Source organism: Ciceribacter sp. L1K22, from assembly GCF_017599385.1.
In the GTDB taxonomy this organism is placed as follows: domain Bacteria; phylum Pseudomonadota; class Alphaproteobacteria; order Rhizobiales; family Rhizobiaceae; genus Allorhizobium.
This window is the reverse complement of sequence record NZ_JAGFPK010000002.1, coordinates 155502-170696: the sequence shown is the minus strand read 5'-3', so window position 1 is coordinate 170696 and position 15195 is coordinate 155502. Positions and strand designations below refer to the sequence as shown.

Genomic DNA, 15195 nt, shown 5'->3' with positions numbered 1-15195 from the left:
TCCGCATGCCTATTACATCTTCTTGTAGGCGTCGATGATCGCCTTTCCGTCATCGCCTGCCTTTTCGAGCCATGCCTCGGTCAGCGTCGCGCCGACCGCATCCATGTCGCTCTTCAACTGGTCGCTCGGCGGAGCCACCGTCATGCCGTTCTCTGTCAGAGCAGCCATGTAGCCTTTGGTCTTTTCCTCAGCCAACGCCCAACCGCGGGTTTCGGCCGCGGCGGCAGCCTCCTCGACAGCCTTCTGCATGGCGGGATCAAGCGCCTCGAAGGCACCCTTGTTCACGAAGATGACGTTTTTCGGCAGCCAGGCCTGGGTGTCGTAGTAGTGGGTCAGCGACTCCCAGATCTTGCTGTCCACACCGGTCGCCGATGACGTCATGAGGGCCTCGACGACCCCCGTCGCCAGAGCCTGCGGCAGTTCGGCCGCCTGAACCGTCACCGGCTGCGCGCCGACGATTTCTGCGATGCGCGAGGTGCCGACATTGTAGGCACGCCATTTCAGCCCCTTCAGGTCGGCGGCGCTGTTGATCTCCTTCTTCGCGTAGATGCCCTGCGGCGGCCACGGCGTTGCGTAGAGAAGCTTGACGCCTTGCTCGTCGAGTGCCGCAGCGACTGTTTCCTTGGACGCGTCCCACAACTTCTTGGACTGCTCGAAGGAGGTGGCAAGGAACGGAATGACGTCGATACCGAAGACCGGGTTCTCGTTCTCGTGCAGCGACAGCAGCACTTCGCCGGCCTGAGCCTGACCGGTCTGGACGGCGCGCTTGATATCGGGAGCCTTGAACAGAGAGGCATTCGGATGGACGGTGATCTTCAGTTCGCCGTTCGTCGCCTTGTCGACATCGGCCGCGAACTGGTTGAGATTTTCGACATGGTAATTCGTCTGCGGATAAGCCGACGGCAGCACCCATTCGGTCTGGGCATGGGCTGTGGCCGAAAGCAGGGCGAAAATCGCACCCGTCGCAGCGAAACGCGTAAGAAAAGATGATTTTATGGTCATGTTTCAGTTCCCTTCTTTATTAGCCCGGGAATGCCATTTTCGGCAGAAGCATCACGATGCCCGGGAAGATCGTGAGGATTGCGACGGTCAACAGCAGCAGGCCGAAGAACGGCAGGGCGGCCTTTGCCACGGTCAGGCTGTCACGCCCGCTCATGGTCTGCAGCACAAAGAGATTGAAGCCGACGGGCGGGGTGATCTGCGCCATCTCGACCATCAGGACGAGAAATACGCCGAACCATATCAGGTCAAAACCGGCCTGCTGGATCATGGGTAGGACGACGACAGTCGTCAGGACGATCATCGAGAGTCCGTCGATAGCGCAACCGAGCAGCACGTAAAGGATCGTCAAAACGGCGATCAGCGCATACGGGCTGAGATTGAAGCCTTCGACCCATGTAGCAAGCGCATTCGGTATCCCGGTGTAACCCATGGCGATCGACATGTAACCCGCACCGACGAGAATGAGCATGATCATGCTGGTCATGCGGGTGGCGCCCATGACGCTCTCGCGGAAGGTCTGCCACGTCAGGCTGCGCTGGTAGCCGGCGATCACCAGTGAGCCGAGCACGCCCCATGCGGCGGATTCCGTGGCGGTCGCCCATCCCAGCATGAGGGAGGAGAAGACCAGGATGATAAGCAACAGAATGGGGATGAGGTTGATCGACTCCCTCACCTTCTGCCGGAAGCTCATTTTCGGAGCCGGCGGCGGCGATGTTCCGGGGCTCATCAGCGACCACACCACGATCATGCCCGTATAAAGCACCATCACCAGCAAGGCAGGCAGCAGGCCCGCCAGGAACATCTGCAGGATCGAGACATTCGCCGCGACCGCATAGACGATCATGATGATGGAGGGCGGAATGAGAAACCCGAGCGTCCCGGCGCCCGCCAGCGATCCCAGACTGAGCATTTCGTTGTAGCCGCGCTTCTTCAGTTCCGGCAGCGTTATCTTCGCGACCATCGCCGTCGTCGCGGCAGACGAACCCGAAACCGCGCCGAACAGCCCGCAACCGAAAACGTTCACATGGATCAGGCGCCCCGGCAGCCAGTTGAGCCAGGGTGAAAGACCACGAAACATCTCATCCGACAATCGCGTCCTGTAGAGAATCTCACCCATCCAGATGAACAGGGGAAGCGCTGCAAGGCTCCAGGATGCGCTTCCGGCCCAGGCGCTGGTGGCGAGCGCCGGACCGATCTGGATACCTGCCGGAGCGAACTGCATGGCGATGAAACCGCAGACGAGCAGCGCGAGGCCGATCCAAAGACCGCCGAGCAGCAGCAGGAAAAGCGAGGCCAGAATGATGCCGGAGGTTTCGACGAGGTGCATGGCCTCCATGTCATGCTCCTCCCTGCAGGACGCGCTCGATGACTTCGTCATTGCTCTTCGGCTTCGGCTTTTCGTAACGGGGCGGATTTCCACGCAGAAGACTGAAGAGTTCGTCGACGAATGCGATCACCAGGATCGCCAGACCGCAGGCGACGCCGAGTTGCGGAATCCAGAGCGGGACCGCCACGACCCCTTGCGAGATGTCATTGAAACGCCAGGACATCCTGACCATGTCGATCGCGTACCACGCGAAATAGGAGACTGCCGCAAGCCCCAGGGTCGTGCAGCTGATTTCAATCACCTGCCGCAGCCTGCCGCCGAACCTGTCGACCAGCAGCCCCATCCGGATCAGTTCGCCCGACCGGAACGTATGGGCTAGCCCGAGAAACGCGCAGGCTGCCATGCACCAGGCGGTAAAATCATCGCCCGATGGAATGTCGATCCCGAGAGGCCGGCCCGCGGAGAGGCCCAGCATCAGCGCGAAGATCGCTACGAGAAAGGCTCCGGCGAGCAGGCCGGCGCCCATGTAAAGCCCGTCCAGAAGCCGACGGACAACGGTGGGTTTGCCAGGTGGTGTGGGCAGATCAGCGGCGGACATCGAAAGCCCTCCGCGCAGCAATTGCGTGGGTCATTGCGACTGGTTCCCCTTGTTCCGGCAACACTCTGCGGTGTTTTTGCCTGTTGTGAGGGCATGATGCATTAGCAGGCAATTTTCTGTCAACAGCATATTGACGATTTATCGATAAAATGTTTTCGTTTTCCGAAATCAGCATAAAGACAAGGGGAACGAATATGTCTCGGCTCTGGGATTTCTGGATCGATCGCGGCGGCACCTTCACCGATATCGTCGCACGCAAGCCGGACGGCACGCTCGTTGCCCACAAGCTCCTCTCCGAAAATCCCGAGGCCTATCGCGACCCGGCGGTCCAGGGAATTCGCGACCTTCTGGGCCTCGAAAAGGGTGACAGCGTACCGGTCGACAGGATCGGCGCCATCAAGATGGGCACGACCGTTGCAACCAACGCGCTTCTGGAGCGCAAGGGCGAACGCCTCGTCCTTGTTACCACCCGCGGCTTCCGCGATGCGCTGGAGATCGGTTACCAGGCGCGTCCGGATATCTTTGCCAAAAATATCGTCAAGCCGGAACTTCTCTACTCATCCGTCATCGAAGCGGCGGAACGAGTTCTGGCGGACGGTACGGTCGAACGGGAGCTGGACAGGACGGCGCTCGAAACTGCCTTGAAGGCGGAATTCGACAAGGGCATCCGCGCTGTCGCCATCGTTTTCATGCATTCCTACCGCTTTCCCGAACACGAGAAGCAGGCCGCCGACATCGCCCGCAATATCGGTTTCACGCAGATTTCGGTGTCCCACGAAGTGTCGCCGCTCATCAAGCTGGTCGGCCGCGGCGACACCGCTGTCGTCGATGCTTATCTCTCTCCGGTCCTGCGCCGCTATGTCGAACAGGTGGCCTCCGAGCTGCAACTGAGTGCTGACGACGGCCCCCGCCTGATGTTCATGCAATCCTCGGGCGGACTGACCGCGGCGAGCCTGTTCCAGGGCAAGGACGCCATCCTGTCCGGTCCCGCCGGCGGGGTCGTCGGCGCTGTCGAGACCACAAAACTGGCCGGCTTCGACAAGATGATCGGCTTCGACATGGGCGGTACGTCCACCGACGTGTCTCACTACGATGGCGAACTGGAGCGGGCCTTCGAGACCGAAGTCGCGGGCGTCCGGATGCGCGCGCCGATGATGAAGATCCACACCGTCGCCGCCGGCGGCGGCTCGATCCTGACCTATGACGGTTCGCGGTTCCGTGCTGGCCCGGATTCGGCCGGCGCCAATCCTGGGCCGACGGCCTATCGCCGCGGCGGCCCACTCGCCGTGACCGACGCCAACGTCATGGTCGGCAAACTGAAGCCGGAGTTCTTCCCCTCCATCTTCGGCCCGCAGCAGGATCAGCCACTGGACGCGGATGCTGTGCGCAAGGCATTCGCCAACATGGCGGCCGAGGTCGGTGACGGGCGGTCGCCTGAAGAAGTCGCCGACGGCTTCCTCGCCATCGCTGTCGAGAATATGGCGAACGCCATCAAGAAGATTTCGGTCCAGCGCGGCTACGACATCTCAGATTATTGCCTCACGTGCTTCGGCGGCGCCGGCGGCCAGCATGCCTGCCTTGTCGCCGACAGCCTAGGCATGAAGACCGTGCTGATCCATCCCTTCTCCGGCATCCTCTCGGCCTACGGCATGGGCCTTGCCGATATCAGGGCGGTTCGCCAGCACGCTATCCTTACGGAACTTGCGGATGCGGATTCGGCGATCACCGAGACTCGCGGAGACCTGGAACGGCAGGTCCTGAACGAACTGATTGGACAGGGTGTGGCGGATGCCAAGACCGTCACTCGCCTTCACCTGAACTACAAGGGCACCGACACCGCGCTGCCCATCCCCTTCGGTCCGGAACCCGAAATGATTGCCGCGTTCGAGGACGCACACCGCAAACAGTTCGGCTTCATCTTCGAGGACCGGCCGATCATGGTGGACTCGCTTGAGGTCGAGGCGATCGGTGGTGGCGCAGGACTGTCCGAGCCGGTCGACGAGACGGCGGAATGGGGTGCGGACGCGAACAGTAAGACGCGCTTCTTTTCCGGTGGCGGCTGGCACGAGGCCGGCATCTACCCGCGCAAGACCTTGACGCCCGGCGCGGTGGTCAAGGGGCCGGCCCTCATCATCGAACCGCACCAGACCATCGTCGTCGAGCCTGGCTGGCAGGCGAAGATCAACAGCCGCGATCACATCGTGCTGACGCGCATCGAGGCGCTCGCCCGTCGCGCCGCGATCGGCACCACGGCCGATCCTGTCATGCTGGAGGTTTTCAACAACCTCTTCATGTCGATCGCCGAGCAGATGGGCGTAACGCTGCAGAACACCGCACATTCGGTCAACATCAAGGAACGCCTCGACTTCTCCTGCGCGGTCTTCGACGCCAGCGGCGCCCTCGTTGCCAATGCCCCGCACATGCCGGTGCATCTCGGCTCTATGGACCGGTCGGTGGAAACCGTCATCCGTCTCAATGAAGGCAATATCCGGCCGGGCGATGTCTTTGCCCTGAACGCTCCCTACAATGGCGGCACGCACCTGCCCGACATCACCGCTGTCACGCCCGTGTTCGACGACAGGGAGGAGAACATCCTCTTCTACGTCGCCTCGCGTGGCCATCACGCCGATGTCGGCGGCAAGGCCCCCGGGTCGATGACGCCTCTCGCGACGGTGGTGGATGAAGAAGGTGTTCTCTTTGACAACTTCCTCGTCGTCGAAAAGGGCAGGTTCCGCGAAAAGGAACTCGAGGCGATGCTGCTCGACCATGCCTGGCCGGCGCGCAATCCGGCCCAGAACATCGCCGACCTCAAGGCCCAGATCGCCGCGAATACGAAGGGCGTTCAGGAGCTCAGAAAGATGGTCTCCCATTTCGGCCTCGACGTGGTCCAGGCCTACATGCGGCACGTCCAGGACAACGCCGAGGAAAGCGTTCGCCGGGTCATCGAGAAACTGTCGGACAGCGAATTTACTTATCCGACGGATCAGGGTTCCGTTATCAAGGTCAAGATAACGGTTGATCGTGACAATCGTGAAGCCACGGTGGATTTCACGGGCACTAGTCCGCAACAACCGAACAACTTCAATGCGCCGGAACCGGTGACCCGTGCAGCCGTTCTCTATGTCTTCCGGGTCATGGTGGAGCAGGACATCCCGATGAACGCCGGCTGCCTGAAGCCGATCCGTATCGTGGTGCCGGACGGGTCCATGCTGAAGCCGGTCTATCCGGCGGCGGTGGTCGCCGGCAATGTCGAGACCAGCCAGCATGTCACCAACGCTCTCTTCGGAGCACTGGGGGCGATGGCCGCATCTCAGGGCACGATGAACAACCTCACCTTCGGCAACCAGACCTACCAGTATTACGAGACGATCTGCTCCGGTTCTCCGGCTGGCGTTCTCAACGACGGCAGCGGCTTCGATGGCACCGACGGTGTGCATGTGCACATGACGAACTCCCGCCTTACCGACCCGGAAATCCTGGAATTCCGCTTTCCCGTCGTGCTGGAAGACTTCCACGTCCGGCGCGGCTCGGGTGGCAAGGGACGGTTCTCGTCCGGCGGCGGCACGAAGCGCACGATACGCTTCCGCGAGGAAATGGACTGCGCCATCCTCTCTTCGCATCGCACCATCCCGCCGCATGGCCTCCTAGGCGGCGAACCGGGGGAATTAGGCAGGACCGAAATCCGACGCCTCGACGGTACGATCGAGGAACTGCCCGGCTGTGCCCAGACGATCCTGAAGCCCGGCGAAGCCGTAACCGTTATCACACCGACAGGCGGCGGGTTCGGCAAGACCTGATGGCTGTCAGCTCTCAGGCGAGCAAAAGCTCGGCTCCCGCTGTCCGCAAAGCCTCGGCGATGTCGGACGGCGGAGCCTTGTCTGTCGCCAGTTCGGTGACGGCGTCAAAGCCGGCCACCTTCACAAGCCCCTGACGGCCAAACTTGCTGTGGTCGGTGACAACCAGCGCCCGCTGCCCCCGCGTCAGGACCATGCGGGCGAACTCGGCCTCCTCGAGGTCGTAGTCCATCATGCCGTCGGCGTTTACCGCACCCGTTGAGATCACCGCATGGGTGACCGTGAAGCGGCCAACGAAATCGATGGCGGTGGTGCCGAACGCCGCACCATTGTCGCTGCGCAGCTCGCCACCGGCCATGTAGACCCGGTTGTCGTTGACCGTCGCCAGCGTCCGGGCAACGTCGGAGGAATTGGTGACGACCGTGAGACGGCGATGGCCAAGCAGTTCGCGCGCCAGGAAGCTCGTCGTCGTGCCGGTGTCCATCATGATGGAATCGCCATCGCGGATGGTCCGCGCCACCGCAGCGGCAATCGCCTTCTTCGCCTCGCTGTTTTCGCGCATGCGTTTTTCGAACGGCGCCTCGCCAACGATGGACGGCAGGCTGACGGCGCCGTGCATCTTGACCACACTGCCATTGCCGGCGAGCGGCCGGATATCGCGGCGAACGGTTTCAAGCGACACGTTGAGTTTTCGGGCGAGCTCCGCGATGGCAACCGTCCCATCCTGCTCCAGCAGCCGGAGAATGTCTCTGTGGCGTTTCGAGGGGCCCATTCCTGTCATGCTCCGCAGGGTGTTTGTCTTGCTCTCAATACTCAAGCCCGAAGCACGTCGCAACCAATAGCGGCATATTCGGGCACAAAAACACAAAAAACCACAAAATGCGATTGACAAGCCAAGCGCTCTCGCACGAGACTGCCTACATGCACCCTCGTCCACGAGATACGAAAAGTACGGGGAACGACGAGCGGGTGTCTTGCCAGATCCAACATCTTCAACGGGCTCTACTGGGAGAACTCGAATGCTTGATCTTGTCCGCCTGCCGAGAATTGCCGCAACAGCCCTCTTCCTATCAGGCGTCGCCCTGACCGGTCCGGCCTTTGCTCAGGAATCCACCGATCCGATCAAACTGACGCTGCACGACTGGACCGGTCAGCTGATCACCACTCAGATCATGGGTGAGGTGCTGAAAAAGGCGGGCTATTCCGTCGAATATGTACAGGCCGACTACCTCGCGCAATTCGCCGGGCTCGAGTCCGGCGACCTCCACGTCGCCATGGAAATCTGGGAAACGACGGGCCGCGAGGCCATGGATGCCGCCACCGCAACCGGCAAGGTGGAGAACCTTGGCGAAACAGGCATGCAGGCCAAGGAAGAATGGTGGTTCCCGGAATACATGAAGGAAAAGTGCCCCGGTCTGCCGAACTGGGAAGCACTGAAGGAAGAAGCCTGCGCCGAAGCCTTCTCGACGGCTGAAACCGCCCCCAAGGGCCGCTATCTCGGCGGTCCTGTCACCTGGGGCGGGTTCGATGACGAACGCGTGGAAGCGCTCGATCTGCCCTTCGAGGTCGTCCACGCCGGAACCGACGCAGCCCTGTTCGCGGAACTGGAAAGCGCCTATCAGCGCCAGGCGCCCATCCTGCTCTGGATCTATGCGCCGCACTGGGCTCCCGCCAAGTACAAGGGCGAGTGGGTGGAATTCCCCGAATACACGAAGGAATGCTACGAGGATCCGGCTTGGGGATCGAACGCGGACATGGCCTATGATTGCGGGAAGCCCTTCGGCCCGATCTGGAAGGTCGGCTGGTCCGGCGTAAAGGACAAGTGGCCAGGCGCCTACGAGGCCATCAAGGCGTTCAACATCAACAACGACGAAATGGGCGCGATGATCACCGAGGTCGATCTCGACGGCAAGAAGGTCGAGGATGTTGCCGCCGAATGGATGGGCGCCAATGAGGCCCGCTGGTCGGAGTGGATCAAGAAGTAACAAGCTGGTTGCGGTCACCCGCGCACTCCCTCGGCGCGGGTGATCGTCTTTTCCTGCGGCCCCGACGGGCCAATCGTCCTGCCATCCAGCGGAAACGTCATGTCGACTGAAGCCAAACTCGTCTGCCGCAATGTCTGGAAGATATTCGGCGCAGGCGCACGGGAAGCCGTGGGCGCCGCCGGCGGCAAGCCGAATCCTGAGGAACTGGCCCGCGCCGGCCTTGTCGGCGCCGTCAGGGATGTCAATCTGGAGGTCAGAACCGGCGAGATCTTCGTCATCATGGGACTGTCCGGCTCCGGCAAGTCCACCCTCGTCCGTTGTCTGTCTCGGCTGATCGAGCCGACATCAGGTGAAATCCTTTTCAACGGCGAAAACCTGCTCGCCGCGAGGGAAGCGCGGATGATCGAAATCCGCCGCCACCAGATGGGCATGGTCTTCCAGCACTTCGCGCTGCTGCCGCACCTGACCGTCCTCGACAATGTGGCCTTCCCGCTCGAGGTTCAGGGCATCGACCGGGCAAAGCGTGAAGAGCGCGCGCGTCGCATGATCGAACTCGTCGGACTTGCGGGCAAGGAAGATGTCTTTCCGCGCCAACTCTCGGGCGGCCAGCAACAGCGCGTCGGCATCGCCCGCTCGCTTGCGGTGGAGCCGGAGCTCTGGTTCCTGGATGAGCCCTTCTCGGCCCTCGACCCGTTGATCCGCCGCGAAATGCAGGACGAGTTCATGCGGCTGCAATCGGTGCTCAAGAAGACCATCGTCTTCATCACCCACGATTTCGACGAGGCGATCCGTCTTGCCGACCGCATCGCGATCATGAAGGACGGCGAGATCGTCCAGGCCGGCACGCCGGAAGAGCTGGTTCTCGCGCCGGCGACCGACTACGTCGCCGAATTCACCCGAAACGTCGCCCGTTCAAAGGTGATCAAGGTCTCGTCCCTGATGCACGCCCTTGCAACTTCATTGCCGGCGATCACCATCAGCCAGACTGCGTCCGTATCGGAAGCTGCTCCCCTCTTCGCAAATGCAGGTGAGGTCGTGGGAGTGGTCGATGCAACAGACCAACCGGTTGGTCTTCTGCGACGCGCCGACGTTATCGACGTGATGATGCAGGGCTGAGCTGATGAGCGAACTGTCAGCCCACGTTCTCGATCCGGTCCCAATCTCCAGATCACCGAGGTCCGGTCGCGCCTCGACGATTGTCCTGACCATCACCGGCATCCTTGTCGCGCTTGCCTGGTGGATTGGCCCAACCCTCGGCAAATGGGCCTTCGACTACCCGCGCGCATGGCAGATCCCCGCCGCCCGCCATATCAGCCAGTGGATGAAATGGCTGGTGAACGAAGCAAGCTTCGGCCTTTTCACTTTCACCGATTTCACCCGTTTCATCGCGGCACTGATCGATATTCCCTACACCCTCGCTCTCAGTCTGCTCTCGACCGGCTTCCTGTCGGGACAAGGATCGGCCGCAGTCCAGATCGTGCCCCCAATCTCGTTCCTCGGTGTCATCGTTATCGTTGGTCTCCTCGGATATTACGCCGGCGGCCGCAATCTGGCAGCGCTGGTGGTGATCTGCTTCGGATTCCTCGCCCTCTTCGGACAATGGACGAGTGCCATGGTCACGCTGGCGTCGATCCTCGTCGCCGTGCCGATCGGGGTGATCCTCGGCCTGCTGCTCGGCCTTGCCGGTTATCGCTGGCCGCTCTTCGAACGGGCCATCACACCGCTGCTCGACCTGATGCAGACCATCCCGATCTTCGCCTATCTCGTGCCGATCCTCTTCTTCTTCGGCTTCGGCCCGACGGCAGCCATCGTCGGCACGCTCATCTACGCCATGCCTCCCATGGTCCGGATCACCATCCTCGGGTTGCGCGCCGTGCCGTCCGAAATTCGTGACCTCGGCCACATGGTCGGCTGCTCGCGCCGCCAGATGACTTGGAAAGTGATGGTCCCCTCGGCAGCCGATGCGCTGATGGTCGGCGTCAACCAGGTCATCATGCTATCGCTCAACATGGTGATCATCGCCTCGATGATCGGCGCCGGCGGCCTCGGCTTCGACGTGCTCGCCGCCCTCCGCCGCCTCGATATCGGTGCGGGTTTCGAGGCAGGCTTCGCGATTGTTGCACTTGCCGTCGCCCTCGACCGGCTGAGTCAGGCTTGCGCCAGGAAAGCCTCTGTTCCTGCGACGACTTCCGCAACCGACCAAGGCCTCGTTCAGCGCCATCCCTACCTGTCCGCGTCGCTTGCCATCATCGGTCTCGGCCTGCTGGGAAGCCTGATCTCCCCCGCACTGGCGACACTGCCCGATAGCCTCACGCTCTCGACCGGCTCCTTCTGGAACGAGGTCGTCAAGTGGATCAATGTCAACTTCTTCGATGCGCTCGAGGCGATCCGCACGACACTGCTGCTGCACCTGCTGGTGCCGTTCAAACGCTTTCTCGCCGAACTGCCCTGGGTCGGCGTGGTCGCCATGCTGGCGCTTGCCGGTTACCGGCTCGGTGGCATTCGGCTGGCACTCCTGACCGGCCTCCTGTCTTTTCTCATCGCCGCGACCGGTCAATGGGAAAAAGCGATGGTGACCGTCTACCTCTGCGGCATCGCGGTCGTCTTTGCCAGCCTCATCGGCATTCCTATCGGTATCCTGGCGGCCGAACGCGACCGGCTCTGGCGCTGGTTGCAGGTGGTGATCGACACGCTCCAGACCTTGCCATCTTTCGTCTACCTGATGCCGGCCGTGATGCTTTTCCGGGTCGGCGACTTCACCGCGCTGATCGCCATCGTCGCATACGCCGTCGCGCCGGCCATACGCTATACCGTGCTGGGCATCCAGCGTGTCGACCCGAAGGTCGTGGAGGCCGGTCGCGCCATGGGCTGCACGCCCTGGCAGATCCTTACCAAGATCAAGCTGAAACTCGCGCTTCCCGAAATCATGCTCGGCTTGAACCAGACAATCATGTTCGCCCTGTCGATGCTGGTGATCACCGCGCTCGTCGGCACCCGAGATCTCGGCCAGGAAGTCTATATAGCGCTAACGAAAGCCGACACGGGCCGTGGCCTGGTCGCCGGGCTTGCCGTCGCTTTCATCGCAATCATTGCCGACCGGCTGATTTCAGCCGGCGCGGCGCGGGTCAGGGAGCGGATCGCATGAGCAACCATGTACCCAACCCTGGTCTGGAGGATCGCATCGCCGCCCTGCCCTGCTGGAATGGCGCGATCGAGATTGCCGTCCTCAAGGGCGGCCTCAGCAACGAGAGCTTCATCGTCGATGATGCCTCGGGCCGTCATGTCGTTCGTTTCGGCACCGACTATCCGTTTCACCAGGTCTATCGCGATCGTGAACTGATGACCGCCCGGGCCGCCCACGAGGCCGGCTTTGCCCCGAAGGTGGAGTATGCGGAACCCGGGATCATGGTCTCGGCTTTCGTCCCGGCGAGGACCTTTGCCGGCGATGATGTGGCTGCCGAGCGTCAGCGCGTGGCCATTCTGCTACGGCGGTTTCACAAGGAGATGCCGCGCCACGTATCCGGCGCCGGTTTCATGTTCTGGCCGTTTCACGTCGTGCGTGACTACGCCCGCACGCTACAGGCCGGACGCAGCCGCATGATCCCGGAACTCGCCCGCTACCTGGTTCTCGCCGAGGAGCTTGAAGCCGTGCAGGCGCCACTGCCGATCGTCTTCGCCCACAATGACCTTTTACCATCGAACATTCTGGATGACGGTGAAAGACTGTGGCTGATCGATTTCGAGTACGCCGGCTTCTCGACGGCCATGTTCGACCTCGCCGGCGCCACGTCCAATGCCGGACTGACGCCGGGACAGTCGGAGGAATTTCTGGAAGCCTACTTCGGTGGCGAACCCTCGCCCGAGATCCGCCGCTCGCTTGCCGCCATGCAATGCGCCTCGCTGCTGCGCGAGGCGATGTGGAGCATGACATCCGAACTCTACCTCAACGCGCCGGGCGCCGACTATGTCGGCTACACGGACGAAAACCTCACGCGCCTCCAAGAAGCGCTCGACCACTACTACTCAGTCTACGGGAAACACTCGTCATGACCCTGCCCTCTCATGCCCAGATCGTCGTCATCGGCGGCGGCATCATCGGCTGCTCGACAGCCTATCACTTGGCGAAGGACCACAAGGCAGACGTGCTGCTGATCGAGCAGGGCACGCTGACATCAGGCTCCACCTGGCACGCGGCCGGTCTCGTTGGCCAGCTCCGTTCCTCCGCTTCGATCACGCGCGTGCTGAAATACTCCGTCGAGCTGTACAAGGGTCTCGAGGCGGAGACCGGACTGGCGACCGGCTGGAAGATGACCGGCTGCCTGCGGCTTGCCACCAATCAGGACCGCTGGACGGAGTTCAAGCGGCTGGCCACCACCGCCGGCAGCTTCGGCATGGACATGCATCTCGTCTCGCCGGAAGAAGTGAAGAGGATGTGGCCGCTGATGAACGTCGACGATCTCGTCGGCGCCAACTGGCTGCCGACAGACGGACAGGCGAGCCCCTCCGACATCACGCAATCGCTTGCCAAGGGCGCCCGCATGCACGGCGCGAAGATCGTCGAGAACGTCCGAGTAACCGGTTTCGAGATGAAGGACGGACGCATCACGGCTGTGAAGACCAGCGAAGGCGACGTGCCCTGCGAAAAGGTCGTCAACTGCGCCGGCCAATGGGCCCGCCAGGTCGGCGACATGGCCGGCATCAACGTGCCGCTTCAGGCGGTCAAGCACCAGTACATCATCACAGAGAAGATCGACGGCCTCTCCACCGACGCCCCGACGATCCGCGACCCGGACCGACGCACCTATTTCAAGGAGGAGGTCGGCGGCCTTGTCATGGGCGGTTACGAGCCCAATCCGCAGCCCTGGCTCACCGGCGACCTGCCGAACGACTGGGCCTTCCGCCTGTTCGATGACGATTTCGACCATTTCGAACAGCACATGATGCAGGCGATCGAGCGCGTGCCGGCGCTGGAGAATGTCGGCGTCAAGCAGATGATCAACGGCCCCGAGAGCTTCACACCGGATGGCAATTTCATCCTGGGCGTCGCGCCCGAATGCAAGAACATGTTCGTCGGCGCCGGGTTCAACGCCTTTGGCATCGCCTCCGGTGGTGGGGCGGGCTGGGTATTGGCGCAATGGGTGATCGACGGCGAGGCACCACTCGATCTCTGGGTCGTCGATATCAGGCGCTTCGCCGGCATGCACCGTGACCGCCAATGGGTCTGCGACCGCACGGTGGAGGCTTATGGTAAGCACTACACCATCGGCTTCCCGCACGAGGAATACGAAAGCGGCCGCCCCCGTCTCGTCTCGCCCCTCTACGACCGCCTGAAGGCGTCTGGTGCCGTTTTCGGTTCCAAGCTCGGCTGGGAGCGCCCCAATTGGTTCGCGCCCACGGGCATGGAGCCGAAGGACATCTACTCCATGGGCCGGCAGAACTGGTTCGAACCGGTCGGCGACGAACACCGCCATGTACGTGAGGCGGTTGGCGTCTTCGACCAGTCGTCCTTCTCGAAATACGAACTGACCGGTCCCGACGCCATGAAGGCGCTAGACTGGATCTGCGCCAACGATGTCTCCAAGCCGGTCGGACGGCTTACATACACTCAGCTTCTAAACACCCGCGGCGGCATCGAGGCCGATCTCACCGTTGCGCGCATCGCTGACGAGACCTTCTACATCGTCACCGGCACGGGCTTCCGCACGCACGATTTCGGATGGATAGCCGACCATATTCCAGACGGCCTTGACTGCACTCTGACCGACATTACCGAGCAGTGGGGCACGCTCTCGCTGATGGGACCAAAAGCCCGCGACGTTCTCGCCGCCGTCACCTCGGCGGATGTATCGAATACCGCCTTCCCCTTCGGCCATGTTCGTGAAATCCCGATCGCCGGCGCCACCGTGCGGGCGCTACGCGTCACCTACGTCGGCGAACTCGGCTGGGAACTGCACATCCCGATCGCTGCGCTCGGCGAGGTCTACGATGCGCTTAGGGCAGCAGGCAGAATCCACGACATCCGCCCCATCGGTTACCGCGCTCTTGAATCCCTGCGCCTCGAAAAAGGCTACCGCGCCTGGAGCTCGGACATCACCCCCAACGACACACCATTCGAGGCGGGCCTCGGTTGGGCCGTGAAGCTCCGCAAGAACACCGATTTCCTCGGCCGCCGCGCCCTCGAAACTCTTGCCGGACAGCCGCTGAAGAAACGCCTGATGGGCTTTACCGTCGACGATCCGTCGATCGTGCTCGCAGGTCGCGAAACCATCCTCAGAAATGGCGAGCCGGTCGGCTACCTCACAAGCGGCGGCTATGGCTACACGCTCGGCAAGAACATCGGTTACGGCTATGTCCGCAATCCGGACGGTGTAAGCGACGATTATCTGTCGACCGGCAGCTACGAACTCGTCGTCGCGGCGGAAAGGACGCCGGCGACCATTCACTTCGGGCCGATGTTCGACCCGGCCATGGACAAGATCAAGGCCTGAG

The 15195-nt window shown here is 62.1% G+C and carries 10 protein-coding genes; 6 read left to right on the top strand and 4 right to left on the bottom strand.

What is annotated here, in order from left to right; translation table 11 throughout:
• Positions 1 to 12: 12 nt before the first annotated feature.
• From J5J09_RS18790 to J5J09_RS18780, 3 genes are read right to left on the bottom strand one after another with little or no spacing between them, the layout of a single operon-like run.
• Complete coding sequence (locus J5J09_RS18790; RefSeq protein ID WP_208553765.1) at positions 13 to 1002, bottom strand: TRAP transporter substrate-binding protein; 990 nt, start codon at positions 1000 to 1002, stop codon at positions 13 to 15.
• Between the two features lie 19 nt (positions 1003 to 1021).
• Positions 1022 to 2338, bottom strand: coding sequence for a TRAP transporter large permease subunit (locus J5J09_RS18785; protein ID WP_208553764.1), 1317 nt, complete (start codon positions 2336 to 2338; stop codon positions 1022 to 1024).
• 1 nt (position 2339) lies between these two features.
• Positions 2340 to 2927: a TRAP transporter small permease gene (locus J5J09_RS18780; RefSeq protein ID WP_208553763.1), complete on the bottom strand. Its 588-nt coding sequence runs from the start codon at positions 2925 to 2927 to the stop codon at positions 2340 to 2342.
• A gap of 194 nt (positions 2928 to 3121) precedes the next feature.
• Here J5J09_RS18780 and J5J09_RS18775 point away from each other — a divergent pair, with 194 nt between their 5' ends.
• Positions 3122 to 6724: a hydantoinase B/oxoprolinase family protein gene (locus J5J09_RS18775; protein ID WP_208553762.1), complete on the top strand. Its 3603-nt coding sequence runs from the start codon at positions 3122 to 3124 to the stop codon at positions 6722 to 6724.
• A gap of 13 nt (positions 6725 to 6737) precedes the next feature.
• Here J5J09_RS18775 and J5J09_RS18770 read toward each other — a convergent pair whose 3' ends face one another.
• Entirely contained in the window at positions 6738 to 7493 is a 756-nt protein-coding gene (locus tag J5J09_RS18770; protein ID WP_208553761.1) for a DeoR/GlpR family DNA-binding transcription regulator, read from the bottom strand.
• Between the two features lie 247 nt (positions 7494 to 7740).
• On the opposite strand from J5J09_RS18770, the gene J5J09_RS18765 reads away from it, so the two are divergent.
• The 5 genes from J5J09_RS18765 to J5J09_RS18745 all read left to right on the top strand — a co-directional run bounded on the left by J5J09_RS18765 (position 7741) and on the right by J5J09_RS18745 (position 15194).
• Positions 7741 to 8706, top strand: a complete 966-nt coding sequence (locus J5J09_RS18765; RefSeq protein ID WP_208553760.1) for an ABC transporter substrate-binding protein — start codon at positions 7741 to 7743, stop codon at positions 8704 to 8706.
• 99 nt (positions 8707 to 8805) lie between these two features.
• Positions 8806 to 9822 carry a betaine/proline/choline family ABC transporter ATP-binding protein gene (locus tag J5J09_RS18760; RefSeq protein ID WP_208553759.1) on the top strand — a complete coding sequence of 339 codons (1017 nt, stop codon included), beginning with the start codon at positions 8806 to 8808 and terminating at the stop codon, positions 9820 to 9822.
• Positions 9823 to 9826: 4 nt separating this feature from the next.
• Complete coding sequence (locus tag J5J09_RS18755) at positions 9827 to 11851, top strand: ABC transporter permease subunit (protein ID WP_208553758.1); 2025 nt, start codon at positions 9827 to 9829, stop codon at positions 11849 to 11851.
• Positions 11848 to 12756 carry a choline kinase family protein gene (locus J5J09_RS18750; RefSeq protein WP_208553757.1) on the top strand — a complete coding sequence of 303 codons (909 nt, stop codon included), beginning with the start codon at positions 11848 to 11850 and terminating at the stop codon, positions 12754 to 12756. Before J5J09_RS18755 ends, J5J09_RS18750 begins: the two co-directional genes overlap by 4 nt.
• A complete protein-coding gene (locus J5J09_RS18745) occupies positions 12753 to 15194 on the top strand; it encodes an FAD-dependent oxidoreductase (protein WP_208553756.1) in 2442 nt (813 codons plus the stop codon). The genes J5J09_RS18750 and J5J09_RS18745 overlap by 4 nt, the downstream gene beginning before the upstream one ends.
• Position 15195 lies beyond the last annotated feature (1 nt).